Origin of the sequence: Streptomyces chengmaiensis, assembly GCF_029846775.1 — a bacterium.
GTDB classification, from domain to species: Bacteria; Actinomycetota; Actinomycetes; order Streptomycetales; family Streptomycetaceae; genus Streptomyces; species Streptomyces chengmaiensis.
Genome location: NZ_JARWBG010000004.1, coordinates 108,215 through 126,019 on the forward strand (window position 1 = coordinate 108,215; position 17,805 = coordinate 126,019).

Here is a 17,805-nt window from a genome sequence, read left to right on the forward strand (position 1 = left end):
CAGGTCAGAAGGGGTTGGGAAGCGGCGCTGAGACTTTGTCCACAGGCCTGTCCCCCGCTCCGTGCACAGGTTTGCGGACGTTCTCCACAGCATCTGGTCCGTCATCCACACCCTGCCCCCGCTGCCTGTGGATAACCAGATTGGCTGACGGTGCCCGCGGGCCTACCGTGGACCGTCGCCTGACGCGCCGGAAGCGGAGTCTGGCAGCGTGTTTTGTCAGTGTCGTGCCGTAGAAAGAGGGGCACGGCGAGGTCCGCGGAGCGGGCGGGAGGAGGTGGTCCGGTGAGCATTTCCGAGCCTTTGGACGACCCGTGGGCCGACAGCAGCAGCCCAGGGGACCGTCTGCCCGTCTCCCGCCAGCGCCGTGGCGACAGCCGCACCGGGCGTGAGGACCAGCACGAGCGCGGTGTCGACCACGGCTGGGACGGCGGCTCGGCAGCCTTCGAGCGAGTGCCGCCCCAGGATCTCGACGCGGAGCAGTCTGTGCTGGGCGGCATGCTGCTGTCCAAAGACGCCATCGCCGACGTCGTGGAGATCATCAAGGGCCAGGACTTCTACCGGCCGGCTCATGAGACGGTCTATCAGGCGATTCTCGACCTCTACGCACGGGGCGAGCCGGCGGACCCGATCACCGTAGCCGCCGAACTCGTCAAGCGGGGCGAGATCGCCAAGGTCGGCGGCGCCCCCTATCTGCACGGCCTGGTCCAGACGGTGCCCACCGCGGCCAATGCCTCGTACTACGCGGAGATCGTGCATGAGCGAGCGGTCCTGCGCAGACTGGTAGAGGCCGGCACCAAGATTACGCAGATGGGCTATGCGGCCGACGGCGACGTCGACGAGATCGTGAACTCCGCTCAGGCGGAGATCTACGCGGTCACCGAGCAGCGCACCAGCGAGGACTATCTTCCGCTCGGCGAGATCATGGAGGGCGCCCTCGACGAGATCGAGGCGATCGGCTCCCGCAGCGGTGAGATGACCGGTGTGCCCACGGGCTTCACGGATTTCGACTCTCTGACGAACGGTCTGCACCCGGGCCAGATGATCGTCATCGCGGCGCGTCCGGCCATGGGCAAGTCCACGCTGGCGCTGGACTTCGCCCGCGCTTGTTCCATCAAGAACAATCTTCCGAGCGTCATCTTCTCACTTGAGATGGGCCGCAACGAGATCGCGATGCGCCTGCTCTCCGCCGAGGCGAGGGTGGCCCTGCACCATATGCGTTCGGGCACGATGACCGATGAGGACTGGACCCGGCTCGCGCGCCGGATGCCGGATGTGTCGCAGGCCCCGCTCTATATCGACGACTCGCCGAATCTGTCGATGATGGAGATCCGCGCCAAGTGCCGTCGGCTCAAACAGCGCAACGATCTGAAGCTGGTCGTCATCGACTACCTCCAGCTGATGCAGTCAGGCGGCTCCCGGCGCGCGGAGAGCCGCCAGCAAGAGGTCTCGGACATGTCCCGGAATCTCAAGCTGCTCGCCAAGGAGCTGGAGATCCCCGTGATCGCCCTCTCCCAGCTGAACCGCGGACCGGAACAGCGCACGGACAAGAAACCGATGGTCTCGGACCTGCGAGAGTCCGGCTCGATCGAGCAGGACGCGGACATGGTGATTCTTCTCCACCGCGAGGACGCCTACGAGAAGGAGTCCCCGCGTGCGGGAGAAGCCGATCTGATCGTCGCCAAGCACCGCAACGGCCCCACGGCGACCATCACGGTCGCCTTCCAGGGCCACTACTCCCGCTTCGTCGACATGGCTCAGACCTGAGCCCGCACCCGATTCGGGAAACGCGTCGCTGCAGCCGCCCAGAAACGTGCAGACTCACCCCATGGCGGACATGAGGGCGTTCCAGGATGCGGTCACCGGCTGGGCGACGGGGGGACCCGACGGGTCGGCACGCGATCTGGCGGAACGCCTGGGAGTGCGGACCGCGGTGCTCCTGGAGGGGCTGAGCGATCTCGCGGCCGTCGAGGCGCTGGCCGCCCGGCGCGGCCGGAACCTGTCCGCCGAGGGAGTGTGTGTCGTGCCGATGGGCGGGGCGATGAGCGTCGGCCGCTATGCCGGGCTCCTGGGGCCGCCCGGCCTCGGTCTGCGCCTGACAGGGCTGTGTGATGAGGGAGAGAAGGGCTTCTACGAGCGCGGGCTGACGCGCTCACAGGCTCCGCTCCAGGACATCTACGTATGCACCGCGGATCTGGAGGACGAACTCATCCGCGCGCTCGGTACGGCAGGAGTCGAGGAGATCCTCCGCGCCGAGGGTGACTTCCGTGCCTGGCAGTCCTTCCAGCGTCAGCCCGCACAGCACGGTCGGCCCCGGCATCAGCAGGTGCGGCGCTTCCTCGGCACGAAGAAGGGCCGCAAGATCCGCTACGGCCGTCTCCTTGTCAATGCCCTCGCACCGGACCGGACACCGCCCCCGCTCGACGGCCTCCTCGCGAGCCTGTGAGAGGTGTGGACGGATGCCCTTCTTCCTCCTGTCATCCCTTCCTCTCGAATCCACGAGTTCGACGCCGTGATCACGGTGCCGGTAGACCTGCTCCATGACTTCACTGAACGAAGAACTGCTGCCGGCCACCCGGCGGGCGCTGCTGCATCGGGTCGCCGTGGCGCAGGTCGAGGGGCGGACGCCGTCGCTGGTCGCGGGTGTGGTGCGGGACGGGCGTCTGGTGTGGACGGGCGGGCAGGGCCGCGGAGAGGCGGCTGAGGGCATTGAGGCGCAGTACCGGATCGGGTCGATCACCAAGACGTTCACCGCCGTCCTGGTGATGCGGCTGCGGAATGAAGGACTACTCGATCTGAGCGATCCGTTGGAGAAGCATCTGCCGGGAACCGGCGTGGGGGAGGCGACCATCGCTCAGCTTCTCGCGCACACCGCCGGCCTGGGAGCCGAGACGCCGTCGCCGTGGTGGGAGCGTACGCCGGGGACATTGCGCCCGGAGCTTGCCGATGTACTGGGCCCTCAGCCGCTCAAGCATCCCGTCGGGCGACGGCATCACTACTCCAACCCCGGTTATACGTTGCTGGGTTCGCTGGTCGAGGCGGTGCGCGGAGCATCCTGGGAGGAGGCGCTGAACAGAGAGATCCTGGAACCACTGGGGATGACGCGTACGACTGTGCAGCCACAGGCGCCCCATGCCGAGGGGTGGGCAGTGCATCCCTGGGCGGATGCGCTGCTGCCCGAGCCGTCCGAGGATCTCGGGCTGATGGCTCCCGCCGGGCAGCTCTGGTCGACAGTCGCAGATCTGTGCCGGTTCGCAGCCTTTCTCGCCGATGGGGATGAGCGGGTGCTGAGTGCGGCGTCCATGTGCGAGATGCGGACTCCGGCCGCGCCGTGCGAGCCGGGCGGGTGGGACAGCGGCTACGGCCTGGGCATGCAGCTCCTACGGATGGATGGCCGCACACTCGTGGGACACGGTGGCTCGTTGCCCGGCTTTGTCGCCGGACTCTGGCTGAGCGTCGAGGACGGAGTGGGGGCGGCGGTGCTCGCCAACGCCACCTCGGGGCCGCTGCCCGGCATGGTGGCGGGCGATCTCATCCGTACCGTGGCCGAGGCCGAGCCCCGCATCCCCCAGCCGTGGATGCCGCTGCACAACGTCGAGCAGGAGCTGCTGGACCTCACCGGCACCTGGTACTGGGGGACATACGCCTATGCGCTGCGGCTCGCGGCCGACCGCGGGGTCGAACTGGAGCCGTTGGCAGGCCGGGGCCGGGGATCACGGTTCCATGCGCAGCCCGACGGAACCTGGATCGGGCTCGACGGGTACTTCGCGGGGGAGACGTTGCGAACCGTCCAGCGCACCGATGGATCGGTCAGCCACCTTGACCTCGGTTCGTTCGTCTTCACCCGGGAGCCGTATGAGCCGCACGCAGCGGTGCCCGGAGGCGTACACAAGGACGGCTGGCGTGGACGTGACCTCTGACCGATGCGGGCGTTTCACGTGAAACGTGGGACCCGCGCCTGGTTGACCGGCAATCAGAGCTTCATCTTGAAACCGATATGGGAAGGCTCGAAGCCCAGCCGCTCATAGAAGCGCCGGGCATCGGTGCGCGTGGCATCCGAAGTGAGCTGGACCAACTGACAGTCCTGGCGGCGGGATTCGGCGATGGCCCATTCGATGAGCTGGGCGCCGAGCCCGCTGCCGCGCTCCTCGGAATGGACGCGCACCCCCTCGATGAGAGCCCGCGTCGCGCCCTTGCGGGACAGGCCCGGAATGATGGTGAGCTGGAGGGTGCCGATGACCCGGTTGTCCCGCACCGCGACGATCTGGTGCTGAAGCGGGTCCTGGGCCAGGCGCTCAAGCGCCACCAGATAGGGCGTGAGGTCGTCGGGCGACTCCCGCTGGGCGCCAAGCGGGTCGTCGGCGAGCATGGCGACGATGGTGGGGACATCGTCCACTGACGCGGGGCGTATCTCCAGATCGCTCATAGCTCGCAGCCTAGGCGACGGCCCTGGTCGTCGCGGGTTCACCCAGCGGCGACGGTGAGAGGCGCGAAGCGACGTGTCCAGTCGCCGGGCAGGGCCGGGATGCCAAGGGTCATCACTGCATTGTGGGCGATCGACTCCAGCCCCTGGGCCTTCACCCAGGTGAGCAGCTCCTCATGACGTACATCGATGTCCGTACGGAGCGGGCGCTCCGCCTCTACCGCGAGCGAGGAGATCAAGCCCTTGGCCGTCTCCGTGTCTCGGGCGATCAGCGGGCCGACCACATAGGTGCCCATATTGGGCCAGGCCGCGGCGAACCCGATCAGTGCGCCGGACTCCTCTGCGACCCGGAGCTGATCGGCGAAGGCGGGAAGGCGGGCGATGATATGGGTGCGGTCCTGCCCGAAGACCTCGGCATCCAGCCGCAGAACGGCCTGGAGGTCATCAGCCGTGGCCGGCCGGGTGCTCACCCGGGGCGCTTCCCCGGAGGGCACGAAGGCGCCGCGGACCATCTCGGCACGGCCTGTCGTGACAAAGCCCAACTGTTCATACAGGGGCTGACCGTTCGGGGTGGCGTGCAGGGTGAGCGGGGTGCCTTCGTGCTCCTTCAACACATACTGCATGAGCCGCTTTCCGATGCCCTGGCGTGCATGCCGTTCGGCCACGAGCACCATGCCGATCGCACTGAGGCCGGGGCCGTATGACGTGACCACACAGCCGGCGATCAGCCCCTTGCCCTGAGGGTCGTCGATGCCATAGCCCGTGCCGGCGCTGAGCAGCAGACCCCATTTGTGCTCCTCGCGCGGCCAGCCGCGATCCTCCGACAGATCGGCGCAGAAGTGGAGGTCGCCCAAGGTCAGACGTCTGACGGGCAGTGCGGCAAGGGATGTCGGCATGGGGATCAGGCTGTCGGATGCAGTGATCGCTCGTCCAGCGCTTTCCATGATCTGGCCAAGATCCACAAGTGAGCCGCCCTGGAGCGGGGTTTCACGTGAAACACCGGCTGAGAAGCGTCACCGTGAAGATCGGGCGTTGGCTCTGTGCAGAACCCGGGGCAGGGGTGGACGGGCGTGCTACGGCCAAAGTCACATTCCGGTGCCGGTTCTCCCGAATCAGTGAGCGGCCAAACGTTAGTGTGGGCTGGGGGCAGTCCTGGGCAGGGCGGGAATTCAAGGCACTTCCGGATCGGCGGAAGCGCGTGGACCGACCGAGAGATGTTCGAGGCGAGGCACACGATGGACGCTCCGACCACTACGGCGGCCGGAAACGGCACCTCGGGGGGAAGTTCTTCCGACGGGCAGGGAGGGGGCGGCGGATGGTTCACCCCTCGTAAGGAGCCGACACCCCGCCCTGCCACCGACTCCGCCGAGACGCCTGAAGGGAGTCCGGCGGAGGCCGAGCAGTCCGCGGGGGAGGAGACGGGGCGGGAGCGAATACCCCCGCCACGGCGCACCGTCGCCGCGATAAGGCCGGTGGGCTCCAGCGGGTCACGCCCGGCCCCTCCGCCGCGGCATGAGCCGCCCGCAGCCGAGCATGCCCCGGCCCGGCCGGAGACTGCGACTGCAGGCCGGCCACACGACCATGAACCGGTCGCGCCGGCGGCTGCGGAACGGGCATCCGTTCCCGCCCCGGCGATGTCTGCCAACCCGGCACCCGCCCCTGCGGCCTCCGCACCGGTCACGGGCGCTTCGCCCGGCGGTTCGCCAGACGCACTGCTGGTCCGACGGACGATGGCCGAGATCGCACCGGTCGCCGACAAGGTCACCTCGTACTTCTACGCGCTGCTCTTCGTGCGCCACCCCGAGTTGCGGGCCCTCTTCCCGGCCGCCATGGACGCCCAGCGCGACCGTCTGCTCAAAGCCCTGCTGACGGCCGCGGAGCATATGGACAACGCCGGCGTGCTGACCGACTATCTGCGCAACCTGGGCCGCGGTCACCGCAAGTACGGCACCGAGCCCGCTCACTACCCGGCCGTCGGCGACGCGCTGATCGGCGCGCTGACCCGCTATGCCACGACCACCTGGGACGAGGAGACCGAGGCAGCCTGGGTGCGCACCTATACGACGATCTCCCAGATCATGATCGATGCGGCGTCCGAGGACGAACTCCGCGCGCCCGCGTGGTGGGAGGCCGAGGTGGTCTCGCATGAGCTCAGAACCTCCGACATCGCGATTGTCACGGTGCGGCCCCATCAGCCGTATCCGTTTCTGGCGGGGCAGTACACCAGCCTGGAGACACCCTGGTGGCCTAGGGTCTGGCGGCACTACTCCTTCGCGGGGGCACCCCGCGCGGACGGCCTGCTGTCGTTCCATGTGAAGGCTGTTCCGGCCGGCTGGGTCTCCAATGCCCTGGTCCACCACGCCCGCCCGGGCGATGTGCTGCGCCTCGGTCCGCCCGCAGGCTCCATGACGGTCGACCACAGCACCGACAGCGGACTGCTCTGCCTGGGCGGCGGGACGGGCATCGCCCCCATCAAGGCGCTGGTCGAGGATGTGGCCGAGCATGGCGAGCGGCGTCCTGTCGAGGTCTTCTACGGGGCACGCACGGGTATCGATCTGTACGACATCGACACCATGCTCCGGCTCCAGCAGTCGCATCCCTGGCTGTCGGTGCGCGCGGTGGTCGACGACCGCGCGCAGTTCCCGGACGCCGTACGCGAGTTCGGCCCCTGGTACGAGTACGACGCCTATCTCTCGGGCCCGCCAGGGATGATCCGCAGTGGCGTGGACGCGCTGCGCGGTGTCGGCATCCCGTCGGAGCGGATCCGCCATGACTCGCTCGAGGAGCTCGTCACCGCAGCCGACTGACCGCCTGAACCGCCTGATGTCCGGCGGTCAGCCCAGGTCGGGGGCGTGCATCGCCCGTACACCCTCGATATTGCCGTCCAGATAGTGCCGCAGCGACAGCGGAACCAGGTGCACCGCGGCGATGCCGACCCGGCTGAACGGCACCCGTACGATCTCGTACTCGCCGAGGGGCTCGTCGACCTCCGGCCCATGACGCCGTGCGGGGTCCATCGACTCCAGTCGGCAGACGAAGAAGTGCTGCACCTTCACTCCGGTCACACCGCCCTCGGCGATGTGCTCGACGGTGTCCACAAAACAGGGCACCACATCAGTGATCTTCGCGCCGAGCTCTTCGTCGACTTCCCGGTGGAGGGCGTCGACGACGGTCGCGTCGCCCGGCTCGACCCCGCCGCCCGGAGTCAGCCAGTAGGGATCCACCCCGGGCTTGGTGCGCTTGATCAGGATGAGATCGTCTCCGTCGAGGAGGATGGCGCGTGCGGTGCGCTTGACCACTGGTCGTTCGGTCATGGCAAGAGAGTCGCCCGTACGGGCGGTTCTGAAACTCCCCTCGACCCCGCGGCGGCCCTCTCATGGTGCGGGGCTCGCTGTCACCAGCCCGCGGCGGCCCGCAGCAGCCGCTCATGCGCCCGTGCGATATGCGGGAGGGCGAGCGTTCCTGTGCGTACGACCAGGAAGTAGGTGCGCAGCGGCGGCACCGGGGGCTCCAGCAGGGCGACCACCCGGCCCTTTGCCAGCGCCTCCTCGCACAGATAGCGCGGCAGCACGGCGAGCCCGGCCCCCGTCGTCGTCGCCTCTAGCACAGCCCGAAGGTCGGGTGCGATGACGGCCGCGGCGGCGGCCGGCTTGGACTCGAAGACCGCGGACCAGTAGCGGGAGACCAGCGGCAGCGACTCATGAACCTCCACGACCGGCAACTGCTCCAGCAGCACGCGGCCCTCGCGCAGGACGTCGGGACCCAGCCGGGCGGCCCAGCGTGGCGCGGCGACCAGGACGTGCTCCTCGTCGCAGAGCGGGGTCGAGGCGAGCAGCCGGCCGCGCGGCCGCGCGGTGGCGATGGCCAGGTCGTGATGGCCCGCGGCGAGCCCGTCCAGCGTCTCCTCGGAGGTGCCGAAGGCGGCCCGCACGGCGAGACCCTGGGCGATCAGCGGGGTGAGCGCCGGCAGGGCGCGCTGCGAGGTGAACTCGGGGGGCCCGGCCAGATGCAGGGTCCGCACCCCGGACTCCTCGTCCAGACCGGCTTCCGCGATCTCCACCAGGGCGTCCAGATGCGGCGCCGCGCGGTGGGCGAGTTCGTCGCCGATGGTGGTGGGGGTGACGCCGCGGGCCTGACGGAGGAACAGCGGGCGGCCGAGCTGCCGTTCCAGCGTGCGGATCTGCCCGGTCACGGCGGGCTGGGAGAGCCCGAGGAGTGCGGCGGCACGGGTGAAGGAGCCGGCCCGGTGCACCGTGACGAACGTGCGCAGCAGGGCCAGATCCATGCCATGCCCCTCCCGATCCGACCTTTCCCCCGGACCAGTCCAACTATAAATAAGTCGATAGGTCGCTGTCGCTACTGTGATTGGACACTGACGCAGAGTCAACTAGCCTTGTTGGCGCGGTCCTTGCAGCGGCTCTTCACGCTCGGACCGCCGGCGGTCCGAGCCAGGAGGGGGGAGGCTCGGACCGCCCCGTTCAGCCCGCTGCCTTGTCCAGCGCCCTGAGGACGTCCGTCACCAGGTCGTCCGTGTCCTCGATCCCCGCCGAGAAGCGGATGAAGCCCTCCGGCACCGCATCGCCGCCCCAGCGGCCGCGCCGCTCCGCGGTGGACCGGACGCCCCCGAAGCTGGTGGCGTCGTCGACCAGCGTCAGCGCGGACAGGAACCGCTCGGCGTGAGCGCGGTCCGGGAGGGTGAAGGAGACGACACAGCCGTGGCGTCGCATCTGCCGTGAGGCGGTCGGGTATGAGGGGTCGGACGGCAGCCCCGGGTAGCGCACCGTCCGCACGTCCCGCGGGTCACCGGCCTCGGCGCGTCGGCGCAGCGCTTCGGCGAGGGCCAGCGCATTGGCGCACTGCCGGTCGGCCCGTAGCTGCACCGTGGCCAGCGAGCGGTGTGCCAGCCAGGCTTCCATCGGCCCCGGAATGGCTCCGACGACCTTCCGCCAGCGCCGCACGGCGGCTGCGAGCTCCGCATCGAGGCAGGTCACATGGCCGAGCAGCAGATCGCCATGGCCCGTTGTGCCCTTGGTGTCGCTGGCCACCGAGAAATCGGCGCCCAACTGGAGGGGGCGCTGCCCCAGAGGGGTGGCGAGTGTGTTGTCGACGGCGACCAGCGCGCCGGCGGCGTGGGCTGCCCGGGCCAGCCGGCGGATGTCGCAGACGTCCAGCCCCGGATTGGACGGCGACTCGATCCACAGCAGCCGGGCCCCGTCCAGCAGGCCGAGCTGGGCGTCGCCGCCGGTGGGAGCGGTCCGCACCTCGACTCCGTACGTCCGCAGTTGTTCCCGCACCAGCGGCAGCGCCTGATAGCCGTCGTCCGGCAGGACCACCGCGTCTCCGGACCGCAGCTGTGAGAACAGCACCGCCGAGACGGCCGCCATGCCGGAGGCGAAGGCGACCGTCTCGACGTTCTCCCCCGGCGCCTCCAGCTCCCCGACGGCCTGTTCCAGCCGCGTCCACGTCGGATTCTCGTCCCGGCCGTAGGTGTATGGTCCGGTCGGCTCGCCCGGCAGATGGAAGTGGGCCGCGAAGACCGGTCCCGGCAGCGCGGGCTCGTACGGCACGGGATCGGGCAGTCCCGCCCGTACCGCCCTGGTGCCGTCGCCCACCGGGTCGCCGGCCCGGTTTCCCGGCTCGACAGTGCCGCTCATCCGGTCAGTCCCCGTCCGGCAGGGCCACGTTCATCGCCCACGAGACGATCGAGATGACCAGCGCGCCCCCGACGGCCGTCCAGAAGCCGTCGACATGGAAGTCCAGATCGAGCGTGTCGGCGAGATACGAGGTCAGCAGTAGCATCAGCGCGTTGATCACCAGGGTGATCAGTCCGAGGGTGAGGATGAAGAGCGGCAGCGTGAGCAGCTTCACCAACGGCTTGACGATGACATTGACCAGACCGAAGAGCAGAGCCACCAGAATCAGCGTCACGGTCTTCTTGCCGGTGCTCTCACCGGTGAGGGTGATGTCCTGGAAGAGCCAGATGGCGACCGCCAGAGCCACCGCGTTGGCGATCGTCTTGACTATAAAATTCATCATGGGTCCGATCGTGGCAGACGCGATCGGGTGAAGGGCAGGGGCGGACGGACGATGAAGGCATTCCGACTGGATGAGCTGGAGGCGGAGCGCGCCGCCAACGAAGGCGCATACCTCCAGTTCCTGCGTGAGCGGAACATGTCGGTCGGGCTGTACGCACTGGATGCGGGGGAGCTGGACCCGCAGCTTCCGCACAACCAGGACGAGGTCTACTTCGTCGTCAGCGGCCGCGCGTCGATCACGGTGGGCACGGAGACGACGGAGGTGGCACGGGGCAGCGTGATCTACGTGCCGGCCGGGGTCCCGCACAAGTTCCACCACATCACCGAGGACCTGCGGGTGATGGTGGTCTTCTCTCCGCCGGAGGGCTGACGGCCGCGCCCGGCAATCCCTAGGGGCTCACTCAGGGGTTATCAAGGGCCGGCGTTCCCCCACTCACCTCCCCCGCACGCCTAGCATCGATACCGAGAGAACGCAGCGAGTCTTCAGAAGCGAGGTATGGACGATGGCCGTGCGGGAGATATTCGCAGGGATGCCCTGGTGGGTGAAGTGGGTAGCGGTGCCCGTCATCGCCCTCGTCCTGTTCGGGGGGATGATCGCCAGTGTCGTCGGCTTTGTGATCGGCCTGCTGTTCAAGGTACTGCTCTTCGTCGCGCTGGTCGGCGGGCTCATCTTCGTCGTTCGGAAGTTCATGTCGTCGTCGGGCTCACGCGGCGACTGGTAGAGCGGGGCTCGCACACCCTCGCCCCCGGCATTAGCCCGCAGGGGGGAACGCCCCAGGCAAACCCCTTGCCCGGGCAGGACCTGCCCCTACAGTGGCAAAGCTCTGCCGCCCTTGCGGTCGACAGAAGGGGCGGCGGGTGCGCGGGGGCGGCCCCCGCGGGCGGGTCTTTGCGGCCCGTCACCATGCCTGGGGGTGACCACGGCCATGGCGACAACGGCGGCCCACGCCGCTGCCCCTACGCTGATCGGCTCGGTGCAGCGGGCGCTGAGACTTCTGGAAGCCGTGGGTTCCCACCCGGACGGAGCTCCCGCCAAGCAGCTCGCACGGGAAGCCGGGCTCCCCCTGCCCACCGCCTATCACCTGTTGCGCACTCTGACGCACGAGGACTATCTCCGGCGTGAGAACGGCGTGTTCGTCCTCGGCGCTTCGGTGAGCCGGCTCGCCATGGACGCGGCACAGCAGAATCGTCTGACCAAGCTCGAGGAGTCGTTGACGTACTGGCGGGATGCGATCGGAGTGCCCGTCTACTTCGCGGTCTACCGCGAGGGTGAAATCGAAATCGTTGCAGTTGCCGACACCCCCTACGCGCCCGCCGTCGACGAGTGGGCGGACTTCCGCGAGACGGGGCATGCCCATGCGCTGGGCAAGTGTCTGCTCAGCCAGCTCGATGAACCGTCCCGTCTCGAGCATCTGGACCGGCACCCCGTCCAGGCCATCACCCCGTACACGGTGCGCGACCAGCGCACACTGCTGGAGCGGCTGAACGCCATGGACCGTATGCAGCCCGTCGTGGAGCGGCAGGAATATGCGCTGGGCACCGTGTGCGCCGCGATTCCGATCACCGCCGGCTCCGGCGCCGCGGCGATGGCCATTTCCCTGCCGTCCGATCAGCAGGGACGGCTGCTTCCGGCGGTGGAGCAGTTGCGCAGCGGAATTGGCCGGCTTCTGAGCTCCCTCGCCTTCTCTATCAGTATCTGAAAAACCACTGCTTGTGATCAGGTGCGGATTCCAGCACGATGGCGTCAAGTGGGCTGCTCAAGAAGGCCGATGGGGTCATTCCCGAGCAGCGTCCCTTTCTCACCATGAATTTCATTTCATTGTTTCATCTGCTGCGGGGTATCTGATGCGCGAGTCGGTTCAGGCCGAGGTCCTCATGTGCTTTCTGGTCTCGGAGGAGCTCTCCTTCAAAGTCCCAGTGGAGCTGTGTTATGGCACTGAGGATCCCTATGCGGTGCGCATGACCTTTCACCTCCCCGGGGACGCGCCGGTGACCTGGGCGTTCGGGCGAGAGTTGCTGCTCGACGGCGTCAACGCCCCGTCGGGACGCGGTGATGTGCACATCGCACCACTGGATCACGGCGAATCGGGAGTCCTGCGCGATGTGACCATCAGGCTGCAGGTCGGGGAGGACCGGGCGCTGTTCCGGGTGGGCGCGGCGCCTCTGGTGGCCTTTCTCGACCGTACGGACGCGCTGGTCCCGTTGGGGCAGGAGTGGGCGCTCTCGGACTTCGAGGGACATCTGGAGGCGGCGCTCGGACGGATCCTCGCCGAGGAGAACGCCGGCTGAGCCCTCCTTCCGCACCCGGCGCCGCGCCGCGACCGGCATTGAGCCCGGCATCCCATGGAGCCCGGTGGAGCTGCTCCCCGGCGGCTACTTCTTGCGCCGGCGGCCCCGGCCGCCCCGCCGCGGACCGCTCGACTTCTCCGCCGACGCCGCACCGGCCCCCGGGCCGCCCGCACCGGCCCCCGCGCCGACGGCCCCCTCGGCGGGCCGGTCCGCCGAGACGACGAGCGCGGCGAGGCCCGTCGTCAGCGGCACCGAGGCGACCAGCCCGATCGAGCCGACCAGCGTCCGTACGATCTCCTGTGCCACCAGCTCGCTGTTGGCCACCGTGGCCACACTGCTCTGCGCGATCGAGAAGAGCAGCAGCAGCGGCAGCGCCGCACCCGCATAGGCGAGGACAAGGGTGTTGACAACGGACGCGATGTGGTCGCGGCCGATCCGAATGGCGGCCTGATACAGCTTGCGGGGCCCCATCCCGGGGTCCGCCTGGTGCAGTTCCCAGACCGCGGAGGTCTGTGTCACCGTCACATCGTCGAGCACGCCGAGCGATCCGATGATCACCCCGGCCAGCAGTAGGCCGCTCATGTCGATATCCGGGTACAAGCCGTGGATCAGACCCGTGTAGTCGTCGGTGTCGCCGGTCAGACTGGCCCAGTCGATGAAGACGGAGCCGAGCAGCCCGATCAGCAGCAGCGAGATCAATGTGCCCAGCACCGCCACCGAAGTGCGTGCGGTGACGCCATGGCAGGCATAGAGCGCGATCAGCATGATCGCGCTGGCTCCGACCACGGCCACGACCAGAGGGTTCGAGCCCTGCAGAATCGCGGGCAGGATAAACAGCGTCAGCACGGCGAAGGATGCCGCCAGTGCGACCAGCGCCATCACCCCTCGCATACGGCCCACCAGAATCACTGCAAGCGCGAAAATCCCGGCAAGCAGGGCGATGGGGAGTTTTCTGTCCACATCGATCACGGAGTACTGGAGATCACGCGGTGCGTCCGGCGCATAGGCCACCACCACGCCCTGCCCCTCCTCCAACTGCCGTGGCGCGTCGGGCTGCACGATCTCGACGAAGGTCCGCCCCTTGTCCGGTCCGCTGGTGACCTCCACCGTCGCTCGCTTGCAGACGCCCTGCTGGGAGTTGATCGCCTCACGGCCCTGTGCCGTCGAGGAGTCTCCGGTCGGAGGGACCTGCCCGACGTTCACGTCCGCGCAGTCCACCTCTTCGATCTTGACGACCTCTCCCTGCTGGGTCTGCCGGTCAAATCCCACACCGGTGCGCTCATGCGCCGGGGCCCCACCGGGCCAGAGAACGGCGAGGCCCACGAAGACCGCGGTGGCGAAAGGAATCAGCACCGCCGCGATCACTCTGCGGAGGTGCTGTGAGACAGGCGCGGCGGGACCGTGGGCATGGCCGTGGCTGTGGGGTTCGGGCGTCTGCGGCGAGGAAGTCACCGACCGATCATCGCAAGAACGGAGGGACCCCTCTGTTCAGCACGCCAGAAATGGCGCTAGCGTGGTGGCACCTTTGCACACGCGGGAGCTCGGAGCACCGGGCTGAGAGGGCGCTGACCTCCGTACGACGGGTACGGAAGCCGCTGCGTCGACCGCCGAACCTGTTACCGGGTAATGCCGGCGTAGGGAGTAGGTCTCATGACCACATCGGACGTTTCACGCACGCCTGCCTCCGCTCAGGGCGCTTCCGCTTCGAGCACTTCGAGCACTTCGAGTGCTCCGAGCAGCGAGGCCGGGAAGTCCATCGGCTGGCACAAGGGATACATCGAGGGTCCGGCGGGAACACGCCCCGACATCCGGGTGCCGGTCCGCAAGGTGCATCTCACCAACGGCAAGGACGTCACCCTCTACGACACGTCCGGGCCGTACACCGACCCGAACATCGAGACCGACGTACGCCGGGGGCTTCCTCCGCTGCGAGAGAACTGGATCATCGGCCGCGGTGACACGGAGGAGTACGCGGGCCGCCCGGTCCGCCCCGAGGACGACGGGGTCAAGCACACGTCGCCGCGCGGCGGCCTGCGCAATCTCGACGCGGTGTTCCCCGGACGCCCGCGCCAGCCGCGCCGCGGCCGCGGCGGCCAGGCCGTAACCCAGCTCGCCTATGCCCGCCGAGGTGAGATCACCCCGGAGATGGAGTACGTGGCGATCCGCGAGAACGTCTCGCCCGAGGTCGTACGCGAGGAGATCGCGGCCGGCCGGGCCGTGCTGCCCGCCAACGTCAACCACCCGGAGATCGAGCCGATGATCATCGGCAAGCGGTTTCTGGTGAAGGTCAATGCCAACATCGGCAACTCCGCGGTCACCTCCTCCATCGAGGAGGAGGTCGAGAAGATGACCTGGGCGACCCGCTGGGGCGCGGACACGGTCATGGACCTGTCGACGGGCCGCAACATCCACACCACGCGCGAGTGGGTGCTGCGGAACTCCCCCGTCCCGATCGGGACCGTGCCGCTCTACCAGGCCCTGGAGAAGGTCGACGGCCGGGCCGAGGAGTTGACCTGGGAGATCTACAAGGACACGGTGATCGAGCAGGCCGAGCAGGGCGTGGACTACATGACGGTCCACGCGGGCGTGCTGCTGCGCTATGTGCCGCTGACCGCGCGCCGCAAGACCGGCATCGTCTCCCGCGGCGGTTCGATCATGGCCGCTTGGTGTCTGGCGCACCACAAGGAGTCGTTCCTGTACGAGAACTTCGAGGAGCTCTGCGAGATTCTCGCGGCGTACGACGTGACGTTCTCGCTCGGTGACGGCCTGCGGCCCGGCTCGATCGCGGACGCCAACGACGAGGCGCAGTTCGCCGAGTTGAAGACGCTCGGGGAACTCAACCGGATCGCCAAGCGGCACAATGTGCAGACGATGATCGAGGGGCCGGGCCATGTCCCGATGCACAAGATCAAGGAAAACGTCGATCTGCAGCAGGAGATCTGCGAAGAGGCGCCCTTCTACACCCTGGGGCCCCTGACGACCGATGTGGCGCCGGCCTACGACCACATCACCTCCGGCATCGGCGCCGCCATGATCGCCTGGTGGGGCACGGCCATGCTGTGCTACGTCACACCCAAGGAGCATCTGGGCCTGCCGGACCGCGACGATGTGAAGACCGGCGTCATCACCTACAAGATCGCCGCCCATGCGGCAGACCTCGCCAAGGGGCACCCCGGGGCGCAGGAGTGGGACGACGCACTCTCGGACGCCCGTTTCGAGTTCCGGTGGGAGGACCAGTTCAACCTGGCCCTCGACCCGGACACGGCGCGGGAGTACCACGACGCGACGCTTCCGGCGGAGCCCGCGAAGACCGCGCACTTCTGCTCCATGTGCGGGCCGAAGTTCTGCTCCATGAAGATCAGTCGGAGCATCACGGAACAGTTCGGGGGCGACGCGTCCGAGGCGACGGACGACGAGATCGCCGAGGGCATGCTCCAGAAGTCCAAGGAGTTCGCAGCCGCGGGCAACCGCGTGTATCTGCCGCTGGCGGACTGAGGGCTGAGCTGACCGAGGGCCAAGCGCACAGGACCGGCCCGCGACCCACGGGGGGTCGCGGGCCGGTCGTCTTTCTCCCGTTCTGCGGAGTCGGACCGGTCGTCTTGGCATCGGTATGGACACGGTTGTGCGGCAGGTCGGCGTCCCTTTTGGCAGTGGGGAGAACGGACTTGATCTGCCGTCGGCGCATGGTTAGGTTTCCGCCTGCTTGGCTGAAAACGATGCGTCCCTGACAAGGGACATTGGGAGGGGAACCGCAGTGGACTGGTACCTGGCAGTGCTCAAGAACTACGCCGGATTCGGCGGCCGTGCGCGCCGCAAGGAATACTGGATGTTCACCCTCTTCAACATCATCGCTTTCGTCTTGCTGGCGATCATCGGCGCTCTGATCGAGTCGATGGTCCCCTACGCTCTCTACTACATCGCGATCCTCGTTCCGCTGATCGCCGTGACGGTCCGTCGGCTGCATGACACCGACCGTTCGGCCTGGTGGCTGCTGATGTACTTCGTGCCGCTCGTCGGCGCCATCGTCATGCTGGTCTTCATGGCGACGGAGGGGCAGGCCGCCGAGAACAAGTACGGCCCGAATCCCAAGTTCGTGTCCGCCGCCTGAGACGACGGTCCCGGTTCGGAGCATGGGAAGGGGCTGTGTGCGGCTGTGAGCCGCACACAGCCCCTTCACCGTGTGTGTCGGCAGGTGGGGCCCATGCCGGGGTCGGTCGCCGGGGTCAGTCCTGACGGCGTTCCGGGGTGCCGTAGTCATGGCCGCCGAAGTCGGGACTGGTGAAGTCCGGTCCGCTGTAGCCGATCTTGGGCATACGGCTGCCGGGTCGGTGTGACGACGGCGTGCCGTCCTCCAAGGCGTCGTCGGCGGGAGTGCGGCCCTGGCCGGGAACCGTCCCCGGCGTCGCGCCCGGGGCGGTGAGGGCGGCATCGAGGAAGGGCAGGATGCCCCGCACGAGGAGGGCTTCCCGCCAGGCGTCCCTGGCGCGGGACAGCTCGTCGGGGACACCTGCAGCCGAGGCGTCTGCGGAGACCTGGGTCGGGCCGTTGCGCAGGGCTGTGACCAGCAGCCCGACCGCGGCGGCGAATATGCCGACCGCGGTGAGCGCGCCGAAGAGCCAGCCCGCGGTGAGCAGCGTCTCGGCGAAGGTCGGGGTGGGGCTGAGGAGCTTCAGGATGTAGCCGACGATCAGGAATATCGCCGCGGCGGCCCCGGCGAGGACCGGCGCGAGCACGGTGATGACGGCGCCGAGGCCGGCGCCGCGCTCGGCGGCCTCGCCGACGGTGGCGGGGGCGAGCACCGAGTGGTGCATGGATGCGGAGGAAGCCGAGGCGCGCAGTTCGTCGCGGACCTTGACGTAGTGCTCGTACTCGGCCGCGGCTGAAGCGGTGATCAATGCCGTGGCGTTCAGGGCCATCGTGCGCAGCTGTTCGGTGGTGAGACGCCGTTTGGCTGCCGGTTCAGGGCGGTGACGAGCAGTGCGCAGCGCCTCGTCGAGGAGGCGCCCGTACTCGGCGCGGTCCTCGGCCATCAGGTGCCCAGCGCTGTTCATGTGCATCCCC

Annotated in this window: 18 protein-coding genes; 10 read left to right on the forward strand and 8 right to left on the reverse strand. The window is 68.4% G+C overall.

The annotated features are described in order from the left end of the window. Positions 1-282 precede the first annotated feature (282 nt). The 3 genes from dnaB (at position 283) to QCN29_RS05395 (ending at position 3,917) form a co-directional block, all read left to right on the forward strand. Positions 283-1,764, forward strand: a complete 1,482-nt coding sequence (gene dnaB, locus QCN29_RS05385; RefSeq protein WP_398859119.1) for a replicative DNA helicase — start codon at positions 283-285, stop codon at positions 1,762-1,764. 61 nt (positions 1,765-1,825) lie between these two features. Next, on the forward strand, positions 1,826-2,443 hold the full coding sequence (locus tag QCN29_RS05390; RefSeq protein WP_279926536.1) for a TOPRIM nucleotidyl transferase/hydrolase domain-containing protein: 618 nt from the start codon (positions 1,826-1,828) through the stop codon (positions 2,441-2,443). 94 nt (positions 2,444-2,537) lie between these two features. Next, entirely contained in the window at positions 2,538-3,917 is a 1,380-nt protein-coding gene (locus tag QCN29_RS05395) for a serine hydrolase domain-containing protein (protein ID WP_279926537.1), read from the forward strand. Between the two features lie 53 nt (positions 3,918-3,970). Here QCN29_RS05395 and QCN29_RS05400 read toward each other — a convergent pair whose 3' ends face one another. Both QCN29_RS05400 and QCN29_RS05405 read right to left on the reverse strand, forming a co-directional pair. Further along, the gene (locus tag QCN29_RS05400) at positions 3,971-4,423 is read right to left on the reverse strand and encodes a GNAT family N-acetyltransferase (RefSeq protein ID WP_279926538.1); all 453 of its coding nucleotides are present in this window, start codon (positions 4,421-4,423) and stop codon (positions 3,971-3,973) included. Between the two features lie 38 nt (positions 4,424-4,461). Continuing rightward, entirely contained in the window at positions 4,462-5,316 is an 855-nt protein-coding gene (locus QCN29_RS05405; RefSeq protein ID WP_279926539.1) for a GNAT family N-acetyltransferase, read from the reverse strand. Between the two features lie 339 nt (positions 5,317-5,655). Here QCN29_RS05405 and QCN29_RS05410 point away from each other — a divergent pair, with 339 nt between their 5' ends. Continuing rightward, positions 5,656-7,227 carry a globin domain-containing protein gene (locus tag QCN29_RS05410; RefSeq protein WP_279926540.1) on the forward strand — a complete coding sequence of 524 codons (1,572 nt, stop codon included), beginning with the start codon at positions 5,656-5,658 and terminating at the stop codon, positions 7,225-7,227. 27 nt (positions 7,228-7,254) lie between these two features. Here QCN29_RS05410 and QCN29_RS05415 read toward each other — a convergent pair whose 3' ends face one another. The 4 genes from QCN29_RS05415 to QCN29_RS05430 all read right to left on the reverse strand — a co-directional run bounded on the left by QCN29_RS05415 (position 7,255) and on the right by QCN29_RS05430 (position 10,456). Beyond that, the gene (locus QCN29_RS05415; protein ID WP_279926541.1) at positions 7,255-7,734 is read right to left on the reverse strand and encodes an NUDIX hydrolase; all 480 of its coding nucleotides are present in this window, start codon (positions 7,732-7,734) and stop codon (positions 7,255-7,257) included. Positions 7,735-7,814: 80 nt separating this feature from the next. After that, positions 7,815-8,705, reverse strand: coding sequence for a LysR family transcriptional regulator (locus QCN29_RS05420; protein WP_279926542.1), 891 nt, complete (start codon positions 8,703-8,705; stop codon positions 7,815-7,817). Between the two features lie 193 nt (positions 8,706-8,898). Then, complete coding sequence (locus tag QCN29_RS05425; protein WP_279926543.1) at positions 8,899-10,074, reverse strand: cystathionine gamma-lyase; 1,176 nt, start codon at positions 10,072-10,074, stop codon at positions 8,899-8,901. 4 nt (positions 10,075-10,078) lie between these two features. Beyond that, positions 10,079-10,456 carry a phage holin family protein gene (locus QCN29_RS05430; RefSeq protein WP_279926544.1) on the reverse strand — a complete coding sequence of 126 codons (378 nt, stop codon included), beginning with the start codon at positions 10,454-10,456 and terminating at the stop codon, positions 10,079-10,081. A gap of 51 nt (positions 10,457-10,507) precedes the next feature. Between QCN29_RS05430 and QCN29_RS05435 the strand changes: the two genes are divergently transcribed. The 4 genes from QCN29_RS05435 (at position 10,508) to QCN29_RS05450 (ending at position 12,744) form a co-directional block, all read left to right on the forward strand. Further along, the gene (locus tag QCN29_RS05435; RefSeq protein WP_279926545.1) at positions 10,508-10,825 is read left to right on the forward strand and encodes a cupin domain-containing protein; all 318 of its coding nucleotides are present in this window, start codon (positions 10,508-10,510) and stop codon (positions 10,823-10,825) included. Positions 10,826-10,964: 139 nt separating this feature from the next. Next, positions 10,965-11,177 (forward strand): DUF5326 family protein, encoded by a 213-nt coding sequence (locus QCN29_RS05440; RefSeq protein WP_240136945.1) that lies wholly within the window; start codon positions 10,965-10,967, stop codon positions 11,175-11,177. 204 nt (positions 11,178-11,381) lie between these two features. After that, positions 11,382-12,155, forward strand: coding sequence for an IclR family transcriptional regulator (locus QCN29_RS05445; protein ID WP_279926692.1), 774 nt, complete (start codon positions 11,382-11,384; stop codon positions 12,153-12,155). A 145-nt stretch (positions 12,156-12,300) separates the two neighbouring features. Then, complete coding sequence (locus QCN29_RS05450) at positions 12,301-12,744, forward strand: SsgA family sporulation/cell division regulator (protein ID WP_279926546.1); 444 nt, start codon at positions 12,301-12,303, stop codon at positions 12,742-12,744. Positions 12,745-12,828: 84 nt separating this feature from the next. Here QCN29_RS05450 and QCN29_RS05455 read toward each other — a convergent pair whose 3' ends face one another. Next, a complete protein-coding gene (locus QCN29_RS05455; RefSeq protein ID WP_279926547.1) occupies positions 12,829-14,196 on the reverse strand; it encodes a YibE/F family protein in 1,368 nt (455 codons plus the stop codon). A gap of 198 nt (positions 14,197-14,394) precedes the next feature. On the opposite strand from QCN29_RS05455, the gene thiC reads away from it, so the two are divergent. Next, positions 14,395-16,239 (forward strand): phosphomethylpyrimidine synthase ThiC, encoded by a 1,845-nt coding sequence (gene thiC, locus QCN29_RS05460; protein ID WP_279926548.1) that lies wholly within the window; start codon positions 14,395-14,397, stop codon positions 16,237-16,239. A gap of 259 nt (positions 16,240-16,498) precedes the next feature. Continuing rightward, positions 16,499-16,852: a DUF805 domain-containing protein gene (locus tag QCN29_RS05465; protein WP_279926549.1), complete on the forward strand. Its 354-nt coding sequence runs from the start codon at positions 16,499-16,501 to the stop codon at positions 16,850-16,852. 115 nt (positions 16,853-16,967) lie between these two features. On the opposite strand, the gene QCN29_RS05470 is transcribed toward QCN29_RS05465, so the two are convergent. Then, a complete protein-coding gene (locus QCN29_RS05470; protein WP_279926550.1) occupies positions 16,968-17,801 on the reverse strand; it encodes a hypothetical protein in 834 nt (277 codons plus the stop codon). Positions 17,802-17,805: the final 4 nt, after the last annotated feature.

Coding starts and splice junctions, on each gene's coding strand:
- QCN29_RS05390 (WP_279926536.1), top strand. CDS start 1,826: ATGGCGGACATGAGGGCGTTCCAGGATGCGGTCACCGGCTGGGCGACG.
- QCN29_RS05395 (WP_279926537.1), top strand. CDS start 2,538: ATGACTTCACTGAACGAAGAACTGCTGCCGGCCACCCGGCGGGCGCTG.
- QCN29_RS05400 (WP_279926538.1), bottom strand. CDS start 4,423: ATGAGCGATCTGGAGATACGCCCCGCGTCAGTGGACGATGTCCCCACC.
- QCN29_RS05405 (WP_279926539.1), bottom strand. CDS start 5,316: ATGCCGACATCCCTTGCCGCACTGCCCGTCAGACGTCTGACCTTGGGC.
- QCN29_RS05410 (WP_279926540.1), top strand. CDS start 5,656: ATGGACGCTCCGACCACTACGGCGGCCGGAAACGGCACCTCGGGGGGA.
- QCN29_RS05415 (WP_279926541.1), bottom strand. CDS start 7,734: ATGACCGAACGACCAGTGGTCAAGCGCACCGCACGCGCCATCCTCCTC.
- QCN29_RS05420 (WP_279926542.1), bottom strand. CDS start 8,705: ATGGATCTGGCCCTGCTGCGCACGTTCGTCACGGTGCACCGGGCCGGC.
- QCN29_RS05425 (WP_279926543.1), bottom strand. CDS start 10,074: ATGAGCGGCACTGTCGAGCCGGGAAACCGGGCCGGCGACCCGGTGGGC.
- QCN29_RS05430 (WP_279926544.1), bottom strand. CDS start 10,456: ATGATGAATTTTATAGTCAAGACGATCGCCAACGCGGTGGCTCTGGCG.
- QCN29_RS05435 (WP_279926545.1), top strand. CDS start 10,508: ATGAAGGCATTCCGACTGGATGAGCTGGAGGCGGAGCGCGCCGCCAAC.
- QCN29_RS05445 (WP_279926692.1), top strand. CDS start 11,382: ATGGCGACAACGGCGGCCCACGCCGCTGCCCCTACGCTGATCGGCTCG.
- QCN29_RS05450 (WP_279926546.1), top strand. CDS start 12,301: ATGCGCGAGTCGGTTCAGGCCGAGGTCCTCATGTGCTTTCTGGTCTCG.
- thiC (WP_279926548.1), top strand. CDS start 14,395: ATGACCACATCGGACGTTTCACGCACGCCTGCCTCCGCTCAGGGCGCT.
- QCN29_RS05470 (WP_279926550.1), bottom strand. CDS start 17,801: ATGCACATGAACAGCGCTGGGCACCTGATGGCCGAGGACCGCGCCGAG.